Origin of the sequence: Streptosporangium sp. NPDC000396, assembly GCF_042898655.1 — a bacterium.
Taxonomy (GTDB): domain Bacteria; phylum Actinomycetota; class Actinomycetes; order Streptosporangiales; family Streptosporangiaceae; genus Streptosporangium.
Genome location: NZ_JBIAZA010000008.1, coordinates 161,526 through 188,127, shown reverse-complemented (window position 1 = coordinate 188,127; position 26,602 = coordinate 161,526). Strand labels below are relative to the sequence as shown.

The following is a 26,602-nucleotide window of genomic DNA, read 5'->3' as shown; positions in this document are numbered from 1 at the left end:
TATCGGCGATCCGCTCGGTATTTAGCCTTTCGCTCCATGACCTTGTGCGATGAATCTGCGGATCGGCATCCCGTCGCCGACGCGCGGCCTCGGTTGGTGACCAGAGCGTTGATGCTGCGGTTCGTGACCGTGGTCGGCGCTTCGGGGAGCTTCTTCCTGCTGTTGTCGGTCGTGCCCCTGTATGCCACGGCCTCCGGCGGGAGCGGCGCCGCCGGGCTGGCCACGGGGGCACTGATGCTGGCCACGGTGGCCGGTGAGCTGACCGCTGTGCGCCTCGTCAACCGCTACGGTCACCGCCTGCCCCTGGCGGCGGGACTCGTCCTGCTCGGCGTGCCCGCGCTGCCGCTGGCCGTCTCCGCGAGCATGACGTGGATCGTGGCAGCCTGCCTGCTACGCGGCCTGGGCTTCGCGTTCACGATCGTCGCGGGCGGCGCGCTGACGGCCGCGTTGATACCGCCGGAGCGTCGGGGCGAGGGGCTGGGCCTGATCGGTGTCGTGTCCGGGGTGCCCTCTTTGGTGGGCCTGCCACTCGGGGTGTGGCTTGCGGCGCACGTGGGATACGGTCCCGTCTTCGTCGTCGGGGCGGTCGTCGCGCTGGCCGCGCTCGTGGTGATACCCGGCCTTCCCGCCGGGGCAGGGGCCGATCGGGCGTCGGAACCGCCGATCGGCGTGCTCACCGGATTTCGTACGGGTGCCCTGGCCCGGCCCACCGTCGTCTTCGCGGCCACCGCTCTCGGAGCCGGGATCATCGTCACGTTCCTTCCGCTCGCCGTCCCTGCGTCGCTGAGCGGCGTGGTCGCCGTCGCCCTGTTCGTCCACCCAGCGGCGTCGACCGCTGCCCGCTGGATCGCGGGCCGCTACGGCGATCGGCATGGAGCCACCGGCCTCGTCCTGCCCGCTCTGCTCGCCTCGGCCGCCGGAATGGTCCTCATGGTGCCCGTTCACAGCGCCGTCGCGGTCGTCATCGGTGTGGCCTTGTTCGGCGCGGGTTTCGGGGTCGCGCAGAACGCCACGCTGACGCTGATGTACGCGCGGGTCGCTCCCTCCGGCTACGGGACGGTCACCGCCCTGTGGAACTTCGCCTACGACGCCGGCATGGGGGCGGGCGCGGTCGTGTTCGGCCTGCTCGCCGAATGGACCGGGTACCCCCTTGCCTTCGCCCTCACCGCGGCCTTGATGCTCGCCGCCGTCGTCCCCGCGCTAGGCGACCGCTGAACCTGCGGACACGCTGACCCTGCTACGTGAAGCGCTCAGCAGCTGTCGATGGACGTCGGGTAACATGCCACGGCCGGGGCTGGGGTTCGCTCATGGCGATTACGAGCACAGTGCGGCAGGCCGTCATCCTGGCCGATGGCCAGGCCACTCGGTTTTCCACCGTAGGACATGGTCGAGCGGTACATCACCGCCGAGGCGATGACCCCGATCTGATCCGGACTCGGAACGGAACCTAGGCCGGTAGCGCCGCGAGCAGGAACGCCAGGCGGGCGGCGGCGTCCTCGATGTTGTCGGTGCTGCCGAGCCGGTAGCCCCACGAGGTGATGAAGCCGCCGTCCTGCGAGCAGGTCACGGTCTCCATCAGGGTGCTGCTGAAGCGATTGCGGACGCACACGTAAGCGGGGTCCCCGAATGACATCTTCTGCACGGCCAGGTCGGCATGCCGCCGCGTCGCAGTGGCGAACTTCTCCAGGCAAGACAGTGTGTCCAACATCGTGCGTCACCTCCGTCTTGACAGAGAATTGCACGATCTTGGGATGTTAATCAAGCAATTGCAGGGATTAATCAGAGGATTGTCTTGCGAAGTCCTCCAGCACCCGGACGATCACCGCTCTGGCGTCCTCCCGGAAGGCCGCCACCTCACAGAACTCGTCGAAGGTCCGCTCGTAGAAGGCGATGTCCTCCGGGTCGCGCAGGATCAGGTCCCGGGTTCTCGTCGGCACCGCGGCCTGATCGCGGTCGTAGATCCAGAAACCGTTGAGCAGGGCCGAGGGAAGGGACGCCTCGAAGGGAACCACGCCGAACTCCACGTTCGGGAGCGCGGTCACGGCGAGCAGCCGGTCGAGCTGGCCGCGCATCACGTCCAGCGGGGCCAGGCGATAGCGCAGCACGGCTTCGGGCAGGATGAACCTGAACTTCTTCCTCTGGTCGTAGAGGATCTCCTGACGCTGCATGCGCACCCGGATGGCGGCGTCGACCTCGTCGGGCGCGTTGTAGAGGCGCTTGATCCGGGTGAAGATGTTCCGGGCGTACTCGGTGGTCTGCAGCAGCCCGATGACCACGCCCGGCTCGAACACCCGGAACAGCGTGGTCCGCGCCTCCAGGTCGCGAATGTCCTCCTGGAGCGCGGCCAGCCCGCTGCGGTGCCGCTGGCGCCAGGAGTCCTGGCGCTCCAGCAGTGCCTGGACCTGTTCGACCAGCTCCTCGATGGTCTCGGGGGCGGCGTTCACGGCGCGGCCCCAGAGGGCGATGTCGTCCTCGGTGGCGGTCTGGCGGGCGTTCTCGATCCGGGAGACCTTGGAGGGCTGCCACTTCAGCCGCTCGGCCAGCTCCTTGCCGGACAGGTGGGCCGCCTCGCGCAACTGGCGCAGCTGCATGCCCAGCTCGGCCCGGCCCTGCTGGAACCCGCTCACCCGATCTCCTTCGCCGGCCGTGGGACGCGATGACGTCGCGCCTGCCGGCTCATCTGCTCCGCGCCCCTACGAGGCCTTCCGCATGGTGCGCACGAGGCTAGACCCGGTGAGCGGGTCATGCCATAGGAGTCTTCCCAATCGTGATCAATATTTACAGGAGCACCCGGCGGGCGATTTCCGAGAGCAGCTCCCGGGGGACCTCGATCGCGGTCTCGCCGTCCAGGACGTGGCGAAGGTCGGACAGGGCTTCGGGGTCGGTCACGTGAAGACCCTGGACGACGATGGTGCCGCGGTCGGTTTCGTAGAGAGAGGGGCAGGCGCCCGCCTCCGAGGTGGAGCCAAGAAACCGCAAACGCATGACTGATTCCTTCCCCGAGCCAGCCTCATGATGCAATTGCGTGCAATCTTAGAGTTCGCAAGGTTGCGAGAAGGTTTCATTTGCTAAATTACGCATATTTCGCCCATCTGGGTGGAGCGCGACCCGGCTCCGGGTCGGCGGGAAGAGGGCGGGCGGTCCTCACATGAACGTCCGCGCGCGGGCGAACAGGTTCAGCGTGGCCGCGTGGAGCAGGTCCCCGATGTCCTTGGGAGCCTTGCCCGCGCACGCGCGGGCGTGGGTGCCCTCCAGGATGATGCCGAGCTTGAAGCAGGCCATCACCGCGTACCAGTCGACGGCCGACATGTCCCGGTCGGACAGGGCCGCGTAGCAGTCGACGATCTCCTTGGCGGCGGGCAGCCCGGCGACATGATGGCCGGCGATCACGCCTTCGCCGTCCGAGGCCGGCCAGGTGGCCAGCAGCCACCCCAGGTCCAGCAGCGGGTCCCCGATCGTGCACATCTCCCAGTCGACGATCGCGGCGACCCTGGGCCCGTCGTAGGCGAACATCAAGTTGGCCAGGTGGTAGTCCCCGTGCATGATCCCCGGAGTGAAGTCCCGGGGCCGGTTCCGCTCCAGCCAGCCGGCCGTCTCGGACAGGCCGGGGATCTCCGGTCCCGGATAGCCGTCGAGCGCCGCGTAGGTCTCCAACTCGCCCATCCACCGGGGCACCTGCCGTTCGAGGAACCCCTCGGGCCGCCCGAAGCCGTCGAGCGGGAGGTGATCCACCCGTCCGAGCTCGGCCAGCGCCGAGGCTGCCTCAAGCCCCATCCGATGGCGGATCGCGGGGTCGCCGGCGTGCGGCTCGGGCAGCCCGACGGTGGCGTTGAACCCCTGAACCGGCTCCATCAGATAGAAGACCGCGCCCCCCATGACTGTCTCGTCCGCGCAGGCCGCGATGAGACGGGGAGCCGCGACCGGGGTGTCCTTGAGCGCCGCGAGCACCCGTGCCTCCCGCCGGAGCACCTCGTTGCTCCTGGCCCGGAGATGGAGGGGCGGCCTGCGCAGCACGTAGGACGCCCCGCCCCGGTCGAAGCGCACCATGATGTTCTGCGTTCCGCCGGTCATCGGCTCGACGCGCTCGAATGCCCCGCCCGGCAGCCCCTGGCCGTCCATCCACGCGGCCAGCGCGTCGAGGTCGATCACGCTGACGTCGATGTGCGTGGAGGTCATTCACCCACCTTAACCGAATGAAGTTCTAGTTAGGGCGAATTTACGGCGCCGAGCCATGACGGGTCAATAGACCTGTCGTGCGGCGCTCAGAGGAGAGACCCGGGAATGTCCGCGAGCGCGGCACGGAGCTCCTCGCCCAGTGCCTTGGCCTGGGCGTCAAGGCGCGGGCTGGCCGCGACGCCCCTGCCGAGGAGACCGTGGACGACGAAGTTGAGCGCGAGCAGGTTGGGCAGTTCGAAGCGCTCGACCGTGAGCTTCGCCGTGAACGGGAGAAGCTCTGCCAGCCGTTCGGCCGTCAGATAGCCCGCCAGCCATTCGAACTGCTCGGCCGTGCGGACCCAGACGCCCAGGTTGGCGTTCCCGCCCTTGTCCCCGGAGCGGGCGCCCATGATCGTTCCCAGTGGGGTTCGCACGGCCGGCCGGTCGCCGTCATCGAGCACCGGCCCGCTCCGCCGCGCATCTGTCCGTGCGGGCGCCTCGGGTGAAACAGGTGACGTGGTGGACACAGGGGAAACAGGATGCCCATGACCGCCGGGCTCCCCGCCGCCGGGACCCGAGCCGTCGGGCTCCGGGATTTCGAGCTCCCGGCCGTCGAGCCAGACGCGTGCCCGTACGGCTTCCGCCAGGACGAGAGCGGGCCAGTAGACGCCGTAGGGGGAGGCGTCGCCGGGAGGGGTGAGGCCGTAGAAGCCGGGGTAACTGGCCAGACCCGTCTCGACCACGGCGGAGGAGAAAGCCCGCCCGGCCTTCCGGCGGTCGGCGTCCATCACCGTGACGCGAAGCAGGGCGGTGCTGGCGAGCGGGGCGGTGCTGGTGAGTGGGGTGGTGCCGGTGAGTGGGGCGGTGCCGGCGGGCTGGACGGTTTCGCCGGATGAGGTGGTCCGGGTGGGCGGGGCGGTGCCGCCGAGCGGGGTGAGCTCGACGTGGACCTGGTCGAAGGACTCCTTGGGAACGCGCGACCAGATCGCCTCCTGCGCGAGCCGGGCCTTGGCCTCGATCTCCAGGCCGGTCAGGACCATGGTCATGGTGTTGCGGTAGCCGCCCAGGTAGTTGACGGCGACCTTGAGCGTGTCCGGTGGAGCCTCCCCGCGCACTTCCGAGATCCGGACCCGGTCGGGTCCCTGCTGCTCCAGCTTGATCGTGTCGAAGCGCGCCACCACGTCGGGCCCCAGGTAGCGCGGCGACCCGATCTCGTACAGGAGCTGCGCCGTGACCGTCCCGACCGAGACCAGCCCCCCGGTCCCGGGATGCTTGGTGATCACACTGGATCCGTCGGCCGCCAGCTCCACCAGCGGGAACCCGCAGCGCTCCAGGCCGGGCACCTCGCCGAAGAACGCGTAGTTCCCGCCGGTCGCCTGGCAGCCGCACTCGATGACGTGCCCGGCGACCACCGATCCGGCCAGCGCGTCGTAGTCGCCGGGCTTCCAGCCGTAGCGCCAGATCCCCGGACCGGTGACCAGCGCGGCGTCCGTGACCCGGCCGGTCACCACCACATCCGCCCCGGCCGCCAGGGCGGCGGCGATGGGCCGTCCCCCCAGATACGCGTTGGCGGTCAGCGGCGCCGAGGGCAGCTCCTCCCCGGTGTCCATGTTCGGCACACCGCGCAGGTCGTGCGAGGACAGGTCGTCCCCGGTGACGTGCGCCACCTTCACCGTCAACCCGAGCCGGCCGGCCAGTTCGGCCACCGCGCCGGCGCACCCGGCCGGGTCCAGCCCGCCCGCGTTGGACACGATCTTGATGCCCCGCTCCAGGCACGTCCCGAGGACCTGCTCCACCTGTGTCAGGAAGGTCGGGACGTAGCCGGGACGGCCCTTCAGCCGGTTTCCGGCCAGGATCAGCATGGTCAGCTCGGCGAGCCAGTCGCCGGTGAGCACGTCGATCGGGCCACCCTCGACCATCTCCCGGGCGGCCGACAGCCGGTCGCCGTAGAAACCGGAACAGTTGGCGATGCGCAGCATCAGGTCTCCTCGATGTACTGCCCGTGGACGTCGGCGGCGGTACGCGGCGGGGCGCCGCCGGGGCGGCCGCGGCAGGTGGAAGGGTCCGCGAACACGTCCTACCGGGGAATCCAGGACGCGGGCCGCTTCTCCATGAAGGAGGCGATGCCCTCCTGACCCTCGGCGGAGGTGAAGCGCTGGGCGGACAGTTCGGCCATCTGACGCATGCCCTCCTCCACCGAAAGCGTGGGCACGGTCCGCACGAGCTGCTTGGTGATCGCCAGCGCCTCGGGGCCTCCGCGTAGAAGCATGTCGGTGTAACGGGCGACCGTCCTGTCCAGCTCCTCCTCCGGCACGGCCCGGGTGAGCAGCCCGATCTCCTGCGCGCGGGCGGCGTCGAAGGTCTCTCCGGTGAGCAGGTATTCGGCCGCTGCCCGGGGGTCGAGCCGCCGCAGCACGGTCACCGAGATCATCGCGGGAACCACGCCGAGCCGTACCTCGGTGAACGCGAACGACGCCGAGTCCGGGGCGATCGCGAAGTCGCACGCCGCCACCAGGCCCAGTCCTCCGGCGCGCGCGGTGCCGTTCAGGCGGCAGATGACCGGCTTGGGGCTCTCCCAGATCAGGCTCATGATCTCCGGGAACGACGCGGTCACCGGCGCTTCGTGCGCGTTGCCCGGGTCGATCCGTTGCTCTTTCAGGTCCGCCCCGGCGCAGAACACCGGCCCGGTCCCGGTGAGCACGATCACCCGCACGCTCTCGTCGGCGAGCGCCCAGTTGAGCCGGTCCTCCAGGTCGCCCAGCAGCCTCACGGACAGCGCGTTCCGGTTGCGCGGGGAGTCCAGAGTGATCGTCGCGACCCCTCCGGACACCTCCCTGCGCACCAGGCGCTCCACTGGCCAACCCCCATCGGTGTTCATGCCTGCTCCTCAATCACGGCCAGCACGGCTCCCGCCTCGACCTGCCGGCCTGGTGCCACGTTCAGCGCGGACACCGTGCCCGCCGCGGGCGCGGTGATCTGATGTTCCATTTTCATGGCCTCCAGCACCACGACGACCTGGCCCGCGGTGACGGGCTCGCCGGGTTTCACATCGACGCGGAGCACGGTACCCGGCATGGGCGCGAGCAAGGACCCCGGGGCCACGTGCTCGACCGGCTCGGGGAGCCGGGCCAGGGGCGTGAGCCGTACGCCGCCGAGAGGGGAGTCCACGTGCGTCACACCGTCGTAGCGGGCCACGGCGAAGCGGTGCCGCACGCCGGAGGTCTCCAGGACGACCAGGTCGGGGGCGGCGCTGACCAGTCTCGTGCCGGGGAAACCCTCGGCCCGCAGGCCGTCCCGGGTGATCCGGTAGGCGACCTCCGCCTCCTCGAAGGCCACGCGCTGTGGCTGCGACGCCACGTTGCGCCACCCGCTGGGCAGCCCGGCCTGCACGGTCGCCGAAGCCCGGTTCGCCGCCGCCTGGGCGAGGGCAGCGGCGAGAGCGGACAGGGGTACGGCGGGCGGTTCGGCGGCCAGGTCGTGCCCGTGCTCGGTGAGGAACCCGGTGTGGGTGTCTCCCGCGAGGAACGCCTCGTGGCGCAGGATCCTGACCAGGAGATCCCGGTTGGTCACCAGCCCGTGGATCCTCGCGTTCGCCAGGGCGGTGGCGAGTCTTCTCGCGGCGTCGGCGCGGCCGGCTCCGTAGGAGATGACCTTGGCGAGCATCGGGTCGTAGTGGACGCCGATCTCGGAACCGTCCTCGACGCCGGAGTCCAGCCGGAGACCGTGGGACAGAGGGGAGAAGCGGGAGTCCACACCGGGCAGGTCGAAGCGGTGCAGGGTGCCGCTCTGCGGAAGCCAGTCGCGGCCGGGGTCCTCGGCGTAGAGCCGTACTTCGATGGCGTGACCCGACGGGCGCGGCGGGGTGCCGGGGAGCCGGGCGCCCTCGGCGATCCGCAGCTGGAACTCGACGAGGTCGATGCCGTAGACGCACTCGGTGACCGGATGCTCGACCTGGAGCCGGGTGTTCATCTCCAGGAACGCGATCGTGTCGTCCTTGACGAGGAACTCGACGGTCCCCGCCCCGACGTATCCGATCGCCTCCGCCGCCTTGACGGCCGCCTCGCACAACCGCGCCCGCATCTCGGGCGAGACGGCCGGGGAGGGAGCCTCCTCGACCACCTTCTGGTGCCGCCGCTGGATCGAGCACTCCCGCTCGCCCAGCGCCCACACCGTCCCGTGCCGGTCGGCCAGGATCTGGACCTCGATGTGCCGGGCGTTCTCCAGCAGGGGTTCGACGAAGACCGTCCCGTCCCCGAACGCCGACGCGGCCTCCCGCCGTGCCGACTCGACCGCCTCCGGCAGGTCGCCGACCAGCCGCACGATCCGCATCCCGCGCCCGCCGCCACCGGCCGACGCCTTCACCAGCAGGGGGACCGGCCGCCCGGACGCCGGCCCGTCCATCCGGGCGGACAGGGTGTCCAGGTCTCGTTCGAGGTCGTCTGCGGAGTAGCCGGGCCCGGCGGTGAAGCTCGGCAGCACCGGGACGAGGGCCTCCGCCATCAGGGCCTTCGCCTCGATCTTCGAGCCCATGGCGGCGATGGCCTCGGGGGACGGGCCGATCCAGGTGAGCCCGGCGTCGATCACGGCCCGCGCGAACGCCGCGTTCTCCGACAGGAAGCCGTAGCCGGGATGGACCGCGTCCGCCCCGGTCCGGAGAGCCGCGTCGACGATCCTTCCGGCGGACAGGTAGGTGTCGGCGGGCTTGACACCGGTGAGCCGTACGGCGTGGTCGGCCTCCGCCACGTGCGGCGCGTCGGCATCCGCGTCGGAGAAGACCGCGACGGTCTCGATGCCGAGGTCGCGGCAGGTGCGGAAGACGCGGCGGGCGATCTCGCCCCGGTTGGCGACGAGAAGGCGGCGGATCATGAGCGGGCCCGGTGCGACGAGTGCGAGCGTGAGCGGGCCCGGTACGGCGGGCGGGGGACGGGCCGCCCGCGGAGCGGGCGAGGAGCGGGTGAGTCAGTCATGGACACGGTCACATCCGGAAGACGCCGAAGCCCGCGGGCTCCGGGGCGGGGGCGTTGTTGACGGCTGACAGGCACAGGCCCAGGACGGTCCGGGTGTCGCGGGGGTCGATGACCCCGTCGTCGTAGAGACGCCCGGACAGGAAGAACGGCAGCGACTCGGCCTCGATCTGCGCCTCGACCATCGCGCGCATCGCCGCGTCGCCCTCCTCGTCGTAGACCTGGCCCCGGGCCTGGGCGGCGGCCCGGCCGACGATGGACAGCACCCCGGCGAGCTGCGCGGGACCCATGACGGCGGACTTCGCGCTCGGCCAGGCGAACAGGAACCGGGGGTCGTAGGCGCGGCCGCACATGCCGTAGTTACCCGCGCCGTAGGAGGCGCCCATGACGATCGTGATGTGCGGAACGGCCGAGTTGGACACCGCGTTGATCATCATGGCGCCGTGCTTGATGATGCCGCCCTGCTCGTAGTCCTTGCCGACCATGTAGCCGGTCGTGTTCTGCAGGAAGACCAGCGGCGTGCGCGCCTGGTTGGCGAGCTGGATGAACTGGGCCGCCTTCTGCGCCTCCTCGCTGAACAGCACGCCCCTGGCGTTGGCCAGGATCCCGATCGGGTAGCCGTGCAGCCGCGCCCACCCTGTCACCAGGCTCGCGCCGTAGAGGGGCTTGAACTCGTCGAAGTCGCTGCCGTCCACGATCCGCGTGATCACCTCCCGCGGGTCGAAGGGGATCTTCAGGTCCTCCGGCACGATTCCCAGCAGCTCGTCCTCGTCGTACAGCGGATCTCGTACGGCCCGCGCCGGGGCCCCGAGCTTGTGCCAGTTCAGCCCCTTGACGATCTGCCGCCCGATGCGCAGCGCGTCGTGTTCGTCGACGGCGAGATAGTCGGCCAGGCCGCTGACGCGGGCGTGCATCTCGGCGCCGCCGAGAGACTCGTCGTCGGACTCCTCCCCGGTGGCCATCTTGACCAGCGGCGGCCCGCCGAGAAAGACCTTCGCGCGCTCCTTCACCATGACCACGTGATCGCTCATTCCGGGGACATACGCCCCGCCGGCCGTGGAGTTGCCGAACACGAGGGCGATGGTCGGGATTCCCGCGGCCGACAGCCGGGTCAGATCACGAAATATCCGGCCCCCGGGGATGAAGATCTCCTTCTGCGTCGGCAGGTCGGCCCCGCCGGACTCCACCAGGTTGACCAGCGGCAGCCGGTTCTGGAAGGCGATGTCGGCGGCCCGGAGCGTCTTGCGCAGGGTCCAGGGGTTGGACGAGCCGCCCCGCACCGTCGGGTCGTTGGCGACGACCACGCACTCGACGCCTTCGATCACCCCGATCCCGGTGACCACGCTCGCCCCGACGGGGAAGTCGCTGCCCCAGCCCGCCAGCGGCGAGAGCTCCAGGAAGGCCGAGTCGGGGTCGATCAGCAGCTCGATCCGTTCCCGGGCCAGGAGCTTGCCCCGCCGGCGGTGCCGTTCGACGTATTTCTCGCCGCCGCCCGCCACCGCCTTGGCCTGCTCGGCGTCGAGCTCGGACAGCTTGGCCAGCATCGCCTCGCGCCGCGCCAGATAGTCGTCTCCGGAGGTGTCCAGCCGGCTCATGAAACGTCTCCCTTTGTTGACGCTGGCGTCAGGCCGATGGCTCGGGCCCAGAACGTGGTGAGCAGGGTGACGGCGTCGTGCTCGTCGGCCTGCTCGCCGAGGTCGAGCCAGACGCGGGCGAAGTGCTCCACCATCCCGCCCAGCATCACGGCGGTCAGCCGGGGGTCCAGCGCCGGGTCGGCCAGGCCCTGCTCCTGCAGGCGGCGCAGCCCCTCCGCGCCTCGCCGCACGAAGACCTCGCGCAGCTCCAGCAGGAGCCCGCGGAAGCTGTCGTCGGTGGTCGCGGCCTGCTCCAGCATCCGCACCAGCCGGGAGTTCGACGCCCAGGCGCGCAGGTAGAGCCGGTTCGCCGCCTCGATCCGGGCGTAGGGCTCGTCGGGGACGGCGGGCCCGACCACGCTGGCGGTGAACATCTCGCCCACCACCGTGCCGGCCACCTCGCGGAACAGGTCCTCCCGGGAGCCGAAGTAGGTGTAGAAGGTGCCGTGCGAGACCCCGGCCCGGGCACAGACGTCGTCGACGCGCACGGCGTCGAAACCATGCTCCTCGAACGCCTCCCGCCCGGCCTGGACGAGCGCGGCTCGCGTCCGCCTGCCGCGGCTGGTCAGCGTCTCAGACTTGACGATCACGTCAATTAAGTTAGCGGATCGGCAGGGCGACTGCCAGAGGCGGAAACGACTCAGGGAGCCTCCTCGTCACGGAAACCGTGAGAGGAGACTCCCTGAAGTCCGGTAAGGAGAGATCAGCCGCAGTGGCTCATGCCGCTGTACCAGTACAGCCCGCCGTGCAGGCCTCCCCAGACGATGCACTTCTTGGCGGCGGGGAGCCGCACCGGGCCCGCGTAGTTCTTGAAAACACCCGGATTGCTCGCCGACGCGCCGCCCTGCACCTGGAGCGTCGCGTTCATCTTGATCCCTGCGGGGATCTCGTACTTGGAGATGGTGACGACGCAGTTCTTGCCCGCGGCGGAGCTGTAGAGCAGGTAGACGGTCGCGGCGTTGCCGAGGGCGTGGGAGTCGATCACCTGGTAACCCGCGCCGCAGACGCCGGTCGCGGTGTAGGGGTTCAGTTTCGTCGGTTTGGGACTGGGCTTCGCCGTCGCCGTCGCCGTCGGCTTGGTCGTCGGCTTGGCTGTTGGCTTGGTCGTCGGCTTCGCGGGGGGAGTGGAGACGGACGACGGTTCGACCGTTACCGGCGTCTCCGGCCCCACCTCGTCATCGGGGTCAGAGGTCGGGTCTCCCGAATCCCCGCCCGCCTTCTTGGTCGGCCGGTGGGTCGGCTCGGCGGTCGGCCGGTGGACCGGACCGGTGGTCGTCCCGGGGATCGGATCGCGCGTGACGCGAATGTGGATCTTGGTGGTGGGTGAGGGGCTCTTCTCCGGCTCGGGAGATTCCCACTCCGAGGGCGGGACGTCGGGGGTGAGCGTCGGATCCGGCTCCTCGGCCTTCTGGACGGGGGAGGGCTCCGTCGTCGTGGTCTGCATCGCGGAGGCCTTCCCGTCCCCGTTGAGGATCACCACGGCCCCCGCGGCCGCGCCGAGCGCGACCACGGCCGCCACCCCCGCGAGCAGGAGGCCGACCGGCCGCCGCGCCTTCGGCTTGGACCGTGAGGCACCAGGCTGTGGGGCGCCGGACCGTGAGGCGCCAGGCTGCGAGGGGCCGGGCTGGGGCGGTGCGGCCTGTGAGGGGCCCGGCTGTGCCGGGTTGGGCCCTGGCGCGGCGGCGGACGCGGGGACCTCGCGCCGGGCCGGAGAAGGGATCGTCGAGCCCATCAGATGGCCGACGAGTTCCTCGGCGGTGGGTCGCTGCGACGGATCCTTGGACAGGGACGCGGCCACCAGTTCGCGCAGCTGCCCCTCCAGCCCGCGCAGGTCCGGCTCCACCGTCAGGATCCGGTTCATCACCACGGCGATGGAGTCCTGGCCGAACGCGGGTGTCCCGGTCGCGGCGAAGACCATCGTGACGCCCCAGGCGAACACGTCGGCCGCGGGCGTCACCTCGCCCCCGTTGAGCTGCTCGGGGGAGAGGTAGGACGGCGTCCCCATCGCCGTCCCCGTCGCGGTCGTCCCGGGGGAGTCCAGTGCCCTGGCGATGCCGAAGTCGATCACCACCGGGCCCTCGGGACCCATCAGCACGTTGGCGGGCTTGAAGTCCCGGTGCAGGATTCCCGCGCGGTGGATCGCCGACAGGGCGGTGGCCGTGCTGATGGCGAGACGGTCAAGCGCGGCACCGCGCCGCGGGCCCTCCTTGTCGACCAGTTGGCGCAGGGACGGGCCCGGCACGTACTCGCTGACGATGTACGGCTGGCTACCCACAAGGTCGGCGTGGAGCACCGGCGCGGTGCAGAACCGGGCCACCCGTTGGGCGACCGCCACCTCCCGCAGGAACCGCGCCCGGGCCTCGGCGTCCGCCGCCAGTCCATGATGGAGGAGTTTGACGGCGACCTGCTCGCCCGCCAGTCCCTGCCCGAGGTAGACGACCCCTTGGCCGCCCTCCCCGAGCCGGCCGGTCAGCTCGAACGGGCCCAGCCGCTGAGGATCCTCCCCCGTGAGTGGTTGCACCACGATGACCCTCCGACAAAAGCCTTCAATTGGGTTGCGTGGTGCAGAACGCTACCAGTGTGGGAGAAGATACGGACGATCTGCCGAAAACCGACTCTATTTGAGAGGCGGATATCAGCAGCTCGGGGCTCAGACGGCCTTGCCGGGATTGAGGATGCCGAGCGGGTCGAAGAGCTGCTTGATCCCGAGGTGGACCTCCGCGGAGACCGGCCCGGCCTCCATCGAGAGCCACCGGCGTTTCAGCAGGCCGACCCCGTGCTCGCCGGTGAGCGTGCCCCCCATCTCCAGGGCCTCCCGGAAGACCTCGTCGGCCGCCGCCCACACGTTCGGCGGCGGTTCGGCCAGGTCCTGGTCGAAGATGAAGACGGGGTGCAGGTTGCCGTCGCCCGCGTGGGCGGCCGTGGTGATCGTCACCTCGTGCCGGACCGCGATGGCCTCGATCTTCTCGATCATGTACGGCAGCGCGGACCGCGGCACGCACACGTCCTCCACCAGGCACTTCCCGAGCCTTTCCACGGCCTGGAAGCCCATCCGCCGGATCCCGATCAGCTCCTCGGCCTCCTGCTGGGATGACGACACCGCCACGAAGGAGGCGCCGTTCGCGGTGCACAGCTCCGACATGCGTTCGGAGACCGCCGGGCCGTCCGCCCCGTCCGCCTGCGCGATCAGCATCGCCTGGGTGGACGCCTCCAGCCCGATGTTCTTCCAGTCGTCGAGGGCCTTGAGCGTGGCCCGGTCGAGCATCTCCAGCAACGACGGCTGGCATCCGGCCGCGATGATCGCCGCGACCGCGGCGGCGGCGTCCCTGAGGGAGGTGAACTCGGCCGCGATCGTCGCCGGGTAGACCGAGGGCGCCCGGCGCAGCCGTACGGTGGCCGCCGTGATCACGCCGAGCGTCCCTTCCGACCCGACGAACAACCCGGTCAGGTCGTAGCCCGTGACGCCCTTCATCGTGCGCCTGCCGGTGTTCAGGATCCGTCCGTCCGCCAGGACGACCTCAAGACCCAGCGCCGAGTCACGGGTCACGCCGTACTTCACGCACCGCAGCCCGCCCGCGTTGGTGGCCAGGTTGCCGCCGATCGTGGAGATCTCGTAGGAGGAGGGGTCGGGCGCGTACATCAGCCCGTGCTCGCGGGCCGCACGGTCCAGGTCCGCGGTGATGACACCGGGTTCCACGACGGCGATCTCGTCGGCGGGGGAGAGCTCCCTGATCGCCTTCATCTTGTGCAGTGCCAGGACGACGCAGCCGTCGACAGCCGTCGCCCCGCCCGCCAGTCCCGTCCCGGCCCCGCGGGGCACCACCGGCACCCGGTGCCCGGTCGCCCACCGGAGAACGGCGACCACGTCGTCCCGGGTCTCGGCCAGCACGACGGCCAGCGGCTTACCCGGCTCCAGGAAGGTCCGGTCCCGTGCGTAGGAATCGGTCACATCGGGGTCCGTCAGGACCTTCCCCGGTGCGAGTGCGGCGGCAAGCTCAGCGATAGCGGTCACAAAGGAACTGTAAGGCTTTTGATTGCACCGCCATTGCATGTCCCATATGTCTGGGTTATTGCTGAAAATCGACATATCAAGTTAACTGGACAAGATTGTAATTGCCTGCGAGTAGTGTCCGCCTCGTGGAAGACGGGCAAGTGGTTGATGGGGGATGGGCAGGAGGGGCCTCGCCGTATCCCGGCTGTTGCCCGACGGGAGGGAGCCAGCTGTGACGACTGTCCAGCAGCGACCCGCGCTTGCGCCTAGCGCCAAGGGATCGAAGCTCGTGTCGTGGCTGTCCACGACCGACCACAAGATCATCGGATATCTCTATCTGATCACGTCGTTCGCCTTCTTCCTGATCGGCGGCGTCATGGCGCTGATCATCCGGGCGGAGCTCCTCTCTCCCGGGCTCCAGGTCGTCAGCCGGGAGCAGTTCAACCAGCTGTTCACCATGCACGGCACGATCATGCTGCTGCTGTTCGCCACGCCGCTGTTCGCCGGCTTCGCCAACGTGGTCATGCCGCTGCAGATCGGCGCGCCGGACGTGGCGTTCCCGCGTCTGAACATGGTCAGCTACTGGCTCTTCCTGTTCGGCGGGATCATCACGCTCATCGGGTTCACCACCAACGGAGGCGCGGCCGACTTCGGCTGGTTCGCCTACACCCCGCTGTCCCGTGGGAACTTCTCCCCGCAGCCCGGAGGCGACCTGTGGATCACCGGCCTGGCCATGGCCGGTCTGGGCACGATCCTCGGCTCGGTCAACTTCATGACCACGATCGTCTGCATGCGCGCGCCCGGCATGACGATGTTCCGCATGCCGATCTTCACCTGGAACGTGCTGCTGACCGGTGTGCTCGTGCTCATCGCGTTCCCCGTGCTGGCCGCCGCCCTGCTGGCCCTGCTGGCCGACCGCAAGCTCGGCGCGCACGCCTTCGACCCGGCCACCGGCGGGGCGATGCTCTGGCAGCACCTGTTCTGGTTCTTCGGCCATCCCGAGGTGTACATCATCGCGCTGCCGTTCTTCGGCATCGTGACCGAGATCCTGCCGGTCTTCAGCCGCAAGCCGCTGTTCGGCTACATCGGGCTGGTCAGCGCCACCATCGCCATCGCCGGCCTGTCGGTCACCGTGTGGGCCCACCACATGTTCCCGACCGGCCAGGTGCTGCTGCCGTTCTTCTCGTTCATGACCTTCCTGATCGCGGTCCCGACCGGGGTGAAGTTCTTCAACTGGGTCGGCACCATGTGGCGGGGGCATCTGTCCCTGGCGTCGCCGATGCTGTTCTCGATCGGCTTCCTGGTCACCTTCCTGCTCGGCGGTCTGACCGGTGTCATCCTGGCCTCACCGCCGCTGGACTTCCAGGTGACCGACTCCTACTTCGTGGTGGCCCACTTCCACTACGTCGTCTTCGGCACCGTGGTCTTCGCGATGTTCGCCGGCTTCTACTTCTGGTGGCCGAAGATGACCGGCAAGATGCTGAACGACACCCTCGGCAAGATCCATTTCTGGTTGCTGTTCATCGGCTTCCACACCACCTTCCTGGTGCAGCACTGGCTCGGCGCGCAGGGCTTCCCGCGCCGCTACGCCGACTACAGTCCGATCGACGGCTTCACCGACCTGAACGTCGTCTCCTCGATCGGTGCCTTCCTGCTCGGCGTCTCCACGCTGCCGTTCCTGTACAACATCTGGTGGACCGCCCGTCACGCGCCGAGGGTGACCGCGGACGACCCGTGGGGCTTCGGCAACTCCCTGGAGTGGGCGACCTCCTGCCCGCCGCCGCGGCACAACTTCACCTCGCTGCCGCGGATCCGGTCCGAGCGCCCGGCCTTCGACCTGCACCACCCCAGGGTGGAAGCCCAGCCGCGCCAGCTCGACCCGACCGCCCCCCACGAGGAGATCTGACTGAGCCCTCCGTACGGCCTCCCACGGCGCCCGGCATTCGCCGGGCGCCGTCGCATATCGCCCCGTGCTGACCTGGTGCGGAACGATGTTCATGACGATCACAGCAAAAATCATCACTATCTTCTGACAAATGGTGATGAGTTACGGTTTCACAACATCATTTGGCGGCTTTACTTCCGCTTTACCTTCTCGTCTAACGTCCCGCTCGGCGCGTGCATTCGGCGCGCCGGGGACGTCCGCGCCCGGCGAACCCGGGCAGGGAGGGTAAGCGTTGATCAGCAGAGGGTCCAGCAGACGCGGAGGGGCCCGCAGGATGACCAGCGAGTCCGGGAAGATCGACCAGAAGTTCTCCGTCGGCAACCCCGCCGCCGCACGAGTGTTGGCGGCCCGCGAGGCCGAGGCGATCAGGACCGGTCTCAACCCGGCGGACTTCCTGTTCAAGAAGGCGAAGACCGTCAGGACGGCCAAGCTGCTCACGCTGCTGGTGGAGTTCAACGACAAGGCCGACGACGACTTCTCCGGCTTCAGGCGTCCCGCGAGCGTGGACAGCGAGGACCCCGCCGAGTGCGTCACCGAGCCGCCGGGCACGCTGCTCAACGGCCCGCTGCGCAACAAGATTCCCGACCCGGCGTCACTGCCGCACAAGGACAACAACAGCTTCTGGGTGCCGGACTTCAGCCTTTCTAGCGATTCTCCCGGTCGTTCACGCCCGGGAGAATCGCTTCCTTATCTGGTCGGTGAACACCTTGCGCCGATACCGAGAGCGTGAAGACCCCATGGGCGGGCAGCAGACCACGCTGCGACCCCGCCGGATATTGGGATTCGGTTTCCCTCACGGCGACATGGGCCTCATGGCAGCATGGTCGACTGTGAGGCTGGTGGTGCAGGTGAAGCTCCTGCCGACGCCCGAACAGGCGGCGGCACTGGAGGCCACCCTGCGCGCCGCCAACCAGGCTGCCGACCTCGTGTCACGGATCGCCTACCAGCAGCGGTGTTTCCGCAACTTCGACCTGCGCAAACATACCTACGAGCAGATCAAGGCCGCCTTCGGACTGGCCGCGCAGGCCGCCCAGCACGTGATCAAAAAGGTCGCCGACGCCTACCGCACCCTGCACACCAACCTGGCCGCCGGACGCCTCGGCAAGCCGGGATCGGCGCGGCGAGTCAAAGCGGAAAGCAAACCCATCTCCTTCCGCCCCCGCGCGGCCCAGCCGTACGACGACCGGTGCCTGTCCTGGCAGCACGGGCACCGGACGGTGTCGATCTGGACGACCGCCGGGCGGCTGCGCGGCCTCGCGTTCACCGGCTCGGCCCAGCAGCTGGCCCTGCTGGCCAAGCACCGCAAGGGTGAGTCTGACCTGATCTGGCGGGACGGCTGCTGGTACCTGTATGCCACGGTCGAGGTGGCGGATGTCCCGGTCGCCGTCCCGGACGGCTTCCTCGGCGTTGACCTGGGGATCGCCAACATCGCCACCACCAGTGACGCAGTCCGCTACAGCGGTAGGGGCCTGAAGGCGGTCCGTCACCGCAATCGTGAGCTGCGCCGCCGCTTGCAGGCCAAGGCCACCAAATCCGCCAGGCGGCTGCTGAAACGGCGCCGCCGCAAGGAGGCCCGGTTCGCCGCGAATGTCAACCATGTGATCGCCAAGCAGATCGTGACCGAGGCAGAACGCACCGGCCGCGGGATCGCCCTGGAGGACCTGGGCGGGATCCGTGACCGGGTACGGCTTCGCAAGCCCCAGCGGGTCACCCTGCACAGCTGGAGCTTCCACCAGTTGGGAGCCTTCCTCGCCTACAAGGCGGCCCGGGCCGGGGTCGCGGTAATCCATGTGGATCCGGCGTACTCCTCGCAGGAGTGCTCCAGGTGTCATCATGTGGACTCCGGCAACCGGCCCGACCAGGAAACGTTTACCTGCACGTCGTGTGGCTTCGCTGAGCACGCCGACGTCAACGCGGCCCGCAACATCGCCTTGCGCGGTGAGGCGGGCTGGGCAGTGAGTCACGCTGCCTGACGCGGACCGGACCGTTGACGCCATCGACGGCGAGGAGCTGCAAGCTCGGTCCCTTCAGGGCCGAGAAGCTGACCGAGTACTGCACCAAGCTCAAGGCGCAGGCGGGCGTTCCGGAGTTCACCGACGCCAAGACCTGGTACCCCGGCATGGAGGTCCGGGACGGGAAGCTCGGCTACCGCGACTTCGACGCCTCGGTGGTCGTCCCGTCGAAGGGTGACCAGCCCTACAGCACCCGGGTCGTCAACGTCGACGGCACCCCGGCCACCGAGCTGTACGGCACCGACATGGGCGGCGGCCACGTCCTCGGCACGGGCAACCCCGGCGACGAGGGCAAGGCCCTGGGCGTGAAGTTCCGGTTGCTCACCCCGCTTCCGGGTAACCTCGGCGCGATCGTCCAGGTGACCCCGCCCAAGCAGTAATCCCGGCCGGCCGGTCACCGGGCCCCGCCGTCACCGACGGCGGGGCCCTACGATTTATCCGGGGCCATCCGATCGAAGAGGGGCAGCGTGGGAGAGCTTCGCAGCAAGGCCGAGCACACCGAGGCCGTCAGGACCGGGCACCGGATCTGCGTGGTGGTCAACACGCGTTCGCGCCGTGGCCGCCGCCTCTACCCGGAGGTGGTCCGCACGCTCCGGGCCGAGGGCTTCGAACCGATCCGCCTGGTCCCCCTGGACGACCCCAAGCGCCTGCGCGCCACGCTGGAGGCGGTCCTGGAGGCCAAGCCCGACCTGCTGGTGGTGGGTGGCGGCGACGGCACGCTCAGCGCCGCCGTCAAGCACGTCGCCCACCGCGACGTCGCCCTCGGCGTGCTGCCCCTGGGGACCACCAACAACTTCGCCCGGAGCCTCGGCCTGCCGCTCGACCTGCAGGGCGCGATCCGGGTGTTCCGCACCGGCAAGGTCGCCGACATCGACTTGGGCGTCGCGGGCGACCGGGAGTTCGCCAACCTGGCCAGCTTCGGCGTCTCCGTCGAGGTGGCCGGAAAGGTGAAGCCCTGGCTCAAGCGCATCCTCGGCCGCCCGGCCTACCCGCTCACCGCCCTGACGATCCTCCCTCGCCACCAGCCGTTCCGCGCCGTCATCACGGTGGACGGCCAGCGTCACGAGCTGCTCACCCACCAGCTCAACATCGCCAACGGGCGGTTCCACGGCGGCTGGCAGGTGGCCAAGGACATCAGCATCGACAACGGCCGGCTGGTCGCCTACCAGCTCGGTTCCGGCAAGCGCCTGAGGCTGGTGGTGGAGACCCTGATCCGGGCCGCCACCGGCCGCTGGAGCAGCCTGGCGGGCGGTCCCTTCGTGGTCGGGCGGGAGATGCACCTGGAGACGGACCCCCCGATGGCCGCCGACGTCGACGGAGAGGTCCGCCTGATGACCCCCATCACCATCAGGACCGTCCCCAACGGTTTGCGCGTGATGGTCCCGGACCACTTCGTCGACTCCTGAGGCTCCCGGGCGGCTCCTGATTGGATCTGGTTCCCCGGGGTAGGCGTCCCTCCAGAAGGGTTGGAGGACGTATGGCATCTCTGGTCGACCGAATCCGGCACTACCTGGACAGCCCCCAGGGGCGCAGGAACGTCGAAAAGATGAAGGCGATGGGGCGCGACCTGCGGAACCAGCCAAAGGTGCGCCGGCTCATGAACCGTTTCCACGTCGGCGGGTCCCGGCACTAGGGGACTCGCACGCCGTGCCCGCCGGGGACGCCCGGCGGGCACGGCGCCCGGCCACCGGAGCCGCCACCGCAGGTCCCACAGCGAAACAAGAGGCCGACCATGCAGGCACGAATGGACCACGTCGTGATCTGGGTAGACGACCAGCTCCGGTCGGTGGACTTCTACACCGCGGTCGTCGGCCTCGCCGGGGAACGGGTCGAGGAGTTCCGCGCGGGCAGGGCGCCGTTCCCCAGCGTGAGGGTCTCGGCGGACTCGATCATCGACCTGGTCGCGCGCTCGTCGGCGGCGTCCGTGAACGCCCAGCCGGGTGCCGAGGGCACGGCCGGGCACCCGGTCAACCACATCTGCCTGGCGATGGGCCGTGACGACTACGACGCCCTGCGGCGACGCCTGGAGGACAACGGCAACGAGATACCGATCACGATGGAGAAGTCGTTCGGGGCCCGCGGCATCGCGCCGCAGACGTTCTACTTCACGGATCCGGACGGCAACGTGATCGAGGCGCGTTACTACGACTGAGGACGGCGGACGCCCCGGTCCTCGGCAGCCTCACCGCCTTTCACACCGGCGGGCCCGCGGTTCGCCTTCGCTTCGCCTACGTCTACCGCCCGGACATGCGCCGCCATCTGCCGCGGAGCCTGTCGAGCAGCAGGGGCTCCCGTTCCGGGGAGAGCCCCTGGCGTGCGCGCCGCAGGTCGCTGAGAGCCTCGGCGGCGTCCGGGCGCTTGCCGGGCGTGTGGTCACGCATGCGCCGCAGCACGTCCATGACCTCCGCGGGAACGTCGCCCGTGACGGTCTCGGCGTCCGGGCCCGCGGGCGGCAGTTCGCCGGTCAGCAGCTGGAAGGCGATCATCCCGGCCGCGTACACGTCGGACGCGGCGGTCATCCGCTCGGGCGCGGCCTGGCACTCGGGCGCCACGTAATGGATGTCGAGGACGTTGGGGAGCTCGCCGGCCACGGTGTGCGCGCGAGGTCCGGGCTTGGCGTAGTCGAATCCGGTCAGCATCGCCCGGCCGCCCTCCGTCACGAGCACGCAGGCGGGGCTGAGCGCCCGGTGGATGACGTTGTTGGCATGGACATGGGCGAGACCCAGCAGCATGTCCTCCACCATGTCCAGCCTGGAGCCGACGGGCAGCGCCCGCCGGGAGCCGGTGAGGTGCAGGTGCAGCGCCTGCCCGTGCACGTCGTCCAGGACCAGCACGAACCGGCTTTCGTCGTCGATGGCGAAGAAGTCGCGGGAACGCACGACGCACGGGTGCGGGGGGATCCTGGTGAGGGACCGGTAGGCGTTGGTGATCAGCCGCCGCTCGGCCGCGCGCGGCTCCTCCTCGGCCAGCGGATCGGCACGGTACACCCGCAGCAGGACCGTTTCGCTCCCCGGGACGGTCGCGTTGATCGCGCGATACTCGGTGACCCGGTTGTCCCCGCCGAGCTGTTCCTCCACCTCCCAGTTGCCGAACCGCGGCGGCGTGGTGGACCGCCGCACGCTGCCGTTCAGGGCCTCGATGATCGCGGTGCGGTACGGCCCGGCGTCCGGAGTGTAACCGCGCCTTACCCGGGAGACGTCGCTCAGCATGCCCACCAGGCCGGACAGGCCGGTGACGTGCCGCGAGTCACGGCCGGCCGGGTCGACCAGCTCCGCGTCGGGTCCGGTCAGCACGACCACGCTGTCGACGTAGACCCGCTCCAGTTCACGGCGCTTCTGGGTGAGCAGGCCCTTGAGCGCGCGACCGTTGCCGCGGAGCTTGGCGACCGGAGAGCCGAACGCCTCCCGCCGGGCCGGAAACCAGCGCGTCCCGGCGACCTCGATCCGGCCGCGCGTGCCCTTGACGTCGATGACGCAGAGCGAGTGGCCGGTCAGGACGATCACATCGACCTCGAAGGTGTCGTCATCGCGCGGCACCTCGATGTTGTGCAGCAGCAGCCAGTCGTCGGGGGCGTTGTCTCTCAGATGCGCGATGACCCGGCGCTCGGCGTCGTTGACCGGACGTCCGCCGCCGACGATCTGTGCCATCTCTAGCGCGCCGCCCTTCTCGCCATGTCCTGCCTTAGGACAAGGGTCTTATTTTCGCGCGTATTCCCTGCTTTTTCGCCATTCGATCAGGCCAAGGATACCTACGATCATGATGTGTCCCGGTCGCGGGAGAACGACCGTCCCGGCACCTCGCGGCGCCGGTGGGGGTCGCCTGCGAGCCGAGCCGAGCCGGTCCGGTCCGGCCGCGGAGCGACGGCGGGATAGGCTCGGCCGATGTGGAACCCATGGAGATCACCGCGGGCACGCTCCATCTCCGGCCGTGGCGCCTGAGCGACGCCGATGTGGTGGCGCGGGCGCTGCGCGACCCGGAGATCCGGCGGTGGGCGCCGCCCGGCGCCCCCGCGGAGCCCGACGAGAAGGAGTGGATCGCCGACCGGGTCGAGGGATGGGCCGACGGCTCGTCGCCCTCGTTCGCGATCGCGGACGCGACCACCGGCGAGGTGCTGGGCAACATCAGGGTCAGGACCGTCGCCGACGGGGTCGGCGAGGTGGGGTACTGGGTCCTGCCCGAGGCCCGGGGCCGGGGCGTGGCCGGCCACGCGCTGGGTGCGGTCGGGCGATGGGCGCTCGCCTGCATGGAACTGTCGAGGCTGGACCTGCGGCACGCCGCGGAGAACGCCGCTTCCTGCAGGGTCGCGCAGAAGGGCGGGTTCGCGCTGACCAGGCTTCTCCGTGAGCCGTCGTGGGACGAGGAGAACGAGACCGTCGAGGTCCATCTCCACACACTCTCGCACGCATGATCTAGTCTGTCCGCCGTCACCTTTACGGGCAAAACGGGCGGGACAAACGTGGATCTCCTGATGACCGGAATCATCATCATCACCGTTCTGGTGGTGATGTTCGGATTCGCGCTGGTCGCGCGGCGGCTGCTCGACCTGCGGTTCGGTGTCGTGCGCACGCTACTGGCCGGAATGCTGGTGTTCATGATCGGCGGGCCGCTCACGAAGAGCCTGGTGAGCCCGAACGATGCCAGCGTCACGTCCGTGTGGTCTCTCATCCTCGCCGTGATCTGCACGCTGCTCGGTGGGCTGGTGTTCCTGGTGATCGCCGAGACGCTGGTGCCGCCGGGATCGCTGCCGGGGCCGCTGGAGCTGGTCAGAGGGCTGCGCGGCCGCATCGCCCGCTCACGGCGCTACCTTCAGATCACCCGGATCCTCGTACGGCACGGCCTCGGCCCCTACCTGCGCGGCCGGGACCCCGATCTCGGCGCGCCCTCCAGCCGGGCCCGGCTGGCCAGGTCGCTGCGCGAGGCCCTCGACGACGGCGGGGTCACCTTCGTCAAACTCGGCCAGATCCTGTCCACCCGTGAGGACCTTCTTCCGGCGGAGTTCGTGGAGGAGCTGCGGCTGCTGCAGGACAGGGTGACCTCGGCGCCGTGGGCCGAGATCGAGCCGGTGCTGGTGGCCGAGCTCGGCGGGCCGGTGGAGGAGACGTTCGCGGAGTTCGAACGGGAACCGCTCGCCGCGGCCTCGATCGCGCAGGTCTACCGCGCCCGGCTGAAGACGGGCGAGAAGGTGGTGGTCAAGGTCCAGCGCCCCGGGATCGCCACCGTGGTCGAGCAGGACCTCGACATCGTCGCCCGCCTCGCCCGGACGCTGGAGCGGCGTACCCGATGGGGCCGCGCGTTCGGTGTGGTGGACCTGTCCACGGGGTTCGCCGAGGCGTTGCGGGAGGAACTCGACTTCCGGGTCGAGACCTCCAACATGGCCGCCGTGGCCGCCGCCTCCGCGGGCGAGCCGGTCCACGTGCCGGTGCCGTACCCGCTGCTGTCGGGGCGGCGGGTGCTCGTCATGGAACGGCTGGAGGGCACCCCGTTCCGCTCCGCCGTACTCGACGGGCTGGACCGGCAGGAACTCGCCGGGACCCTCTTCGACACGTTGCTCCGCCAGATCATGCTGCACGGGGTGTTCCACGCCGATCCCCATCCGGGCAACATCATGCTGCTCGCCGACGGGCGGCTGGCGCTGCTCGACTACGGCTCGGTGGGACGGCTCGACGGCCTGCTGCGCGAGGCCCTGCAGCGCCTGCTCGGCGCGCTGGACCGGGGGGACCCGCTCGGGGTGAGCGACGCGCTGCTGGAGGTCGTGTCGCGGCCCGACGAGATCGACGAGCGGGAGCTGGAGCGCGAGCTCGGCCGTTTCATGGCCCGCCACCTGGTCACCGGCGTCGCGCCGGACATGCAGATGTTCGGTCGGCTGTTCCAGATCGTCTCCGCGCACGGCCTGTCCGTTCCACCCGAGGTGGCCGCGGTGTTCCGGGCGCTGGCGACGATCGAGGGCACACTCGCCCGGCTGGCTCCGGGGTTCGACATCGTCGCCGAGGCGCGCGCCTTCTCGGTCCGCTACATCAGCGAGCAGGGCGGTCCCGACCGGATCCGGGAGGCGGTCACGCAGGAGGCGCTCAGCCTGCTGCCCATGCTGCGCCGCCTGCCCCGCCGGGTGGAGCGGATCGCCAGTGCCGCCGAACACGGCCGGTTCAGCGTGAACGTGCGCCTGTTCTCCGACGAGCGCGACCGGCGGCACGTCACCGGGTTGCTCCACCAGGTGCTGCTCACCGTGCTGGCGGCCACCACGGGCCTCATGTCCGTGCTGCTGCTCGGCACGGAGAACAGCCCGGAGGTTCCCGGCGGCATGGGCCTGTACCAGCTCATCGGCTACAACCTGCTGGTGATCAGCGCGATCCTGGCCCTGCGAGTGCTGGTGGTCATCTTCCGGCCGAACAGGTGAACCACCCACACCGGCCTGAGATTCGCCGAGGCAGAAGAGGGTAGGCGCCTTTCTCATAGGGAGCTTTCTCGTGGGGGAGGCATGCCATGACCGGCAACCCCAAGGACGCCATGTCCACGGCCGAGCTCATCCGGCAGATGGCGGAGGAGGTCTCGCGTCTCGTCAGGGACGAGCTTCGCCTGGCCAAGCTGGAACTCGCCGAGAAGGGCAGGCACGCCGGAATCGGCGCGGGACTGTTCGGCGGGGCGGGCGTCATGGCCCTGTTCGGCGGAGGCTCGCTGGTGGCCGCCGCGATCCTGCTTCTCGCCCGGGTGATGCCCGCCTGGGGCGCCGCGGCGGTCGTCGGCGTGGTGCTGCTGATCGTGGCCGCCGTTCTCGGCCTCCTGGGCAAGCGCCAGGTGGTCGAGGTGGCCCCGCCGGCTCCCGAGCGGGTCGTGGAGAGCATCAGGCGCGACCTCGATGTGGTGAAGGAGAGGGCACACCGATGACTGAGACCGATCCGGGAACACCCGCCCGCCCCGAGGCCGGGACCACCGGGTCCCGCCGGAAGGGGGTCGACGAGCCCATCACGCCGGACGAGAGCGGCTCGCTGAACATCCCCCCGAACGCACCCCTCGGCGCGTCCGCCGAAGAGGCCGAGATTCCGGCGTCCGGCCACAGCGGGAGGTCTCCCATGGACCTCGGAGGTCCGCCGTCCGGCCGGGACGAGACGTCCCGGCCGGCGGAGGAGACCGCCGCCGGCGAGGAGGCCGCCGGCAGGACCGCCGCCGCCCAGAGCGTCACCGGCGAGACGGAGGCCGATGAGACGGAGGCCGGCGAGACGAGCGAGGAGTCCGTGCGGCGGGACATCGAGAATGATCGCCGTGAGCTCGGAGACACCGTCGAGGCCCTGGTCCACAAGACCGACGTGAAGGGCCGCGTCCAGGAGGCCGCCGCGCACATGGGCGAGGACCTCCGCCGGATGGGGGTCACCACCGCCACCGGGGTCGTGGGGCGGGTCAGGGAGGCCCCCGTCGAGCTCAAGGACATGGCGGGAAGGGTCACGCACGAGGCGGGAAAGCGCCCCGCCACGGTCATCGCGGCGATGACCGCGCTCGCCGTCGTCGTGTTCCGCGTCCTGAGGCGCGACAGGTCCGGGGGACCGAGGTGCGGCAGGTCCGGGATCCTGAACCGTGGCAGGTCCGGGATCCTCGGGCACGGCAGGCACGGGGTTTTCGGGCGTGGCAGGTCCGGAGTCCTCGGGCGCGGTGGGCTCGTAATCCTCGGGCGCGGCAGGAAGAAGAGGTGAGGCGGAAAACGGTGTCATACCGTGATCAACCCACCTCCGGGCTTCGGCCGGGCCGGTTGCCGGACGCTCTGACCTCGCGGCCGAGGCGGAGTGCGGCAGATCCTTACGGGGATCTCCTCCCGAGTGTCGGTGCCGGTGAACGAGCCAAGATCAGGGTCGTCGAGGTAATCTGACCGCCTCTCGGGCGGGCGGCGGACCCCCTCCTTTCCGCCCGCCCGA

At 69.9% G+C, this 26,602-nt stretch carries 24 protein-coding genes; 12 read left to right on the top strand and 12 right to left on the bottom strand.

The genetic code is table 11. The annotated features are described in order from the left end of the window. Positions 1–96 precede the first annotated feature (96 nt). Positions 97–1,215 carry an MFS transporter gene (locus ACFY2X_RS15345; protein WP_389938191.1) on the top strand — a complete coding sequence of 373 codons (1,119 nt, stop codon included), beginning with the start codon at positions 97–99 and terminating at the stop codon, positions 1,213–1,215. A 232-nt stretch (positions 1,216–1,447) separates the two neighbouring features. On the opposite strand, the gene ACFY2X_RS15340 is transcribed toward ACFY2X_RS15345, so the two are convergent. The 11 genes from ACFY2X_RS15340 to ACFY2X_RS15290 form a co-directional block, all read right to left on the bottom strand. Next, a complete protein-coding gene (locus ACFY2X_RS15340) occupies positions 1,448–1,708 on the bottom strand; it encodes a hypothetical protein (RefSeq protein ID WP_389938188.1) in 261 nt (86 codons plus the stop codon). A 67-nt stretch (positions 1,709–1,775) separates the two neighbouring features. Beyond that, positions 1,776–2,627, bottom strand: coding sequence for a helix-turn-helix domain-containing protein (locus tag ACFY2X_RS15335; RefSeq protein WP_389938185.1), 852 nt, complete (start codon positions 2,625–2,627; stop codon positions 1,776–1,778). 151 nt (positions 2,628–2,778) lie between these two features. Beyond that, complete coding sequence (locus tag ACFY2X_RS15330; RefSeq protein WP_389938182.1) at positions 2,779–2,985, bottom strand: hypothetical protein; 207 nt, start codon at positions 2,983–2,985, stop codon at positions 2,779–2,781. Positions 2,986–3,144: 159 nt separating this feature from the next. Continuing rightward, positions 3,145–4,176, bottom strand: a complete 1,032-nt coding sequence (locus tag ACFY2X_RS15325) for a phosphotransferase family protein (protein WP_389938180.1) — start codon at positions 4,174–4,176, stop codon at positions 3,145–3,147. A gap of 86 nt (positions 4,177–4,262) precedes the next feature. Further along, a complete protein-coding gene (locus tag ACFY2X_RS15320; RefSeq protein WP_389938177.1) occupies positions 4,263–6,134 on the bottom strand; it encodes an acyclic terpene utilization AtuA family protein in 1,872 nt (623 codons plus the stop codon). 98 nt (positions 6,135–6,232) lie between these two features. Next, positions 6,233–7,033 (bottom strand): enoyl-CoA hydratase-related protein, encoded by an 801-nt coding sequence (locus ACFY2X_RS15315; RefSeq protein ID WP_389938174.1) that lies wholly within the window; start codon positions 7,031–7,033, stop codon positions 6,233–6,235. Beyond that, a complete protein-coding gene (locus ACFY2X_RS15310) occupies positions 7,030–9,021 on the bottom strand; it encodes an acetyl/propionyl/methylcrotonyl-CoA carboxylase subunit alpha (RefSeq protein ID WP_389938173.1) in 1,992 nt (663 codons plus the stop codon). Before ACFY2X_RS15310 ends, ACFY2X_RS15315 begins: the two co-directional genes overlap by 4 nt. A gap of 109 nt (positions 9,022–9,130) precedes the next feature. Then, the gene (locus ACFY2X_RS15305) at positions 9,131–10,714 is read right to left on the bottom strand and encodes an acyl-CoA carboxylase subunit beta (protein WP_389938170.1); all 1,584 of its coding nucleotides are present in this window, start codon (positions 10,712–10,714) and stop codon (positions 9,131–9,133) included. Further along, positions 10,711–11,343 (bottom strand): TetR/AcrR family transcriptional regulator, encoded by a 633-nt coding sequence (locus tag ACFY2X_RS15300; protein WP_389938168.1) that lies wholly within the window; start codon positions 11,341–11,343, stop codon positions 10,711–10,713. Before ACFY2X_RS15300 ends, ACFY2X_RS15305 begins: the two co-directional genes overlap by 4 nt. 113 nt (positions 11,344–11,456) lie before the next feature. Next, a complete protein-coding gene (locus ACFY2X_RS15295) occupies positions 11,457–13,277 on the bottom strand; it encodes a serine/threonine protein kinase (protein ID WP_389938166.1) in 1,821 nt (606 codons plus the stop codon). Positions 13,278–13,403: 126 nt separating this feature from the next. After that, on the bottom strand, positions 13,404–14,765 hold the full coding sequence (locus ACFY2X_RS15290) for an FAD-binding oxidoreductase (RefSeq protein WP_389938163.1): 1,362 nt from the start codon (positions 14,763–14,765) through the stop codon (positions 13,404–13,406). 211 nt (positions 14,766–14,976) lie between these two features. On the opposite strand from ACFY2X_RS15290, the gene ctaD reads away from it, so the two are divergent. From ctaD to ACFY2X_RS15255, 7 genes are all read left to right on the top strand, one after another. Continuing rightward, a complete protein-coding gene (gene ctaD / locus ACFY2X_RS15285; protein ID WP_389938160.1) occupies positions 14,977–16,650 on the top strand; it encodes a cytochrome c oxidase subunit I in 1,674 nt (557 codons plus the stop codon). A gap of 313 nt (positions 16,651–16,963) precedes the next feature. After that, positions 16,964–17,419: a hypothetical protein gene (locus ACFY2X_RS15280; protein ID WP_389938157.1), complete on the top strand. Its 456-nt coding sequence runs from the start codon at positions 16,964–16,966 to the stop codon at positions 17,417–17,419. A gap of 100 nt (positions 17,420–17,519) precedes the next feature. After that, positions 17,520–18,662 (top strand): RNA-guided endonuclease InsQ/TnpB family protein, encoded by a 1,143-nt coding sequence (locus tag ACFY2X_RS15275; protein WP_389938154.1) that lies wholly within the window; start codon positions 17,520–17,522, stop codon positions 18,660–18,662. 14 nt (positions 18,663–18,676) lie between these two features. Further along, a complete protein-coding gene (locus tag ACFY2X_RS15270) occupies positions 18,677–19,081 on the top strand; it encodes a hypothetical protein (protein WP_389938151.1) in 405 nt (134 codons plus the stop codon). Positions 19,082–19,168: 87 nt separating this feature from the next. After that, entirely contained in the window at positions 19,169–20,107 is a 939-nt protein-coding gene (locus ACFY2X_RS15265) for a diacylglycerol/lipid kinase family protein (protein WP_389938148.1), read from the top strand. 71 nt (positions 20,108–20,178) lie between these two features. After that, on the top strand, positions 20,179–20,334 hold the full coding sequence (locus ACFY2X_RS15260; protein WP_389938146.1) for a hypothetical protein: 156 nt from the start codon (positions 20,179–20,181) through the stop codon (positions 20,332–20,334). Positions 20,335–20,433: 99 nt separating this feature from the next. Continuing rightward, on the top strand, positions 20,434–20,853 hold the full coding sequence (locus ACFY2X_RS15255) for a VOC family protein (RefSeq protein ID WP_389938143.1): 420 nt from the start codon (positions 20,434–20,436) through the stop codon (positions 20,851–20,853). 82 nt (positions 20,854–20,935) lie between these two features. On the opposite strand, the gene ACFY2X_RS15250 is transcribed toward ACFY2X_RS15255, so the two are convergent. Next, positions 20,936–22,348 carry an NERD domain-containing protein gene (locus ACFY2X_RS15250; protein WP_389938140.1) on the bottom strand — a complete coding sequence of 471 codons (1,413 nt, stop codon included), beginning with the start codon at positions 22,346–22,348 and terminating at the stop codon, positions 20,936–20,938. A 245-nt stretch (positions 22,349–22,593) separates the two neighbouring features. Between ACFY2X_RS15250 and ACFY2X_RS15245 the strand changes: the two genes are divergently transcribed. The 4 genes from ACFY2X_RS15245 to ACFY2X_RS15230 all read left to right on the top strand — a co-directional run bounded on the left by ACFY2X_RS15245 (position 22,594) and on the right by ACFY2X_RS15230 (position 26,383). Continuing rightward, positions 22,594–23,109, top strand: a complete 516-nt coding sequence (locus ACFY2X_RS15245; protein ID WP_389938137.1) for a GNAT family N-acetyltransferase — start codon at positions 22,594–22,596, stop codon at positions 23,107–23,109. Positions 23,110–23,169: 60 nt separating this feature from the next. Beyond that, positions 23,170–25,095: an ABC1 kinase family protein gene (locus tag ACFY2X_RS15240; protein ID WP_389938134.1), complete on the top strand. Its 1,926-nt coding sequence runs from the start codon at positions 23,170–23,172 to the stop codon at positions 25,093–25,095. A gap of 86 nt (positions 25,096–25,181) precedes the next feature. Beyond that, a complete protein-coding gene (locus ACFY2X_RS15235) occupies positions 25,182–25,583 on the top strand; it encodes a phage holin family protein (RefSeq protein WP_389938132.1) in 402 nt (133 codons plus the stop codon). Further along, positions 25,580–26,383, top strand: coding sequence for a DUF3618 domain-containing protein (locus ACFY2X_RS15230; RefSeq protein WP_389938129.1), 804 nt, complete (start codon positions 25,580–25,582; stop codon positions 26,381–26,383). Before ACFY2X_RS15235 ends, ACFY2X_RS15230 begins: the two co-directional genes overlap by 4 nt. Positions 26,384–26,602 lie beyond the last annotated feature (219 nt).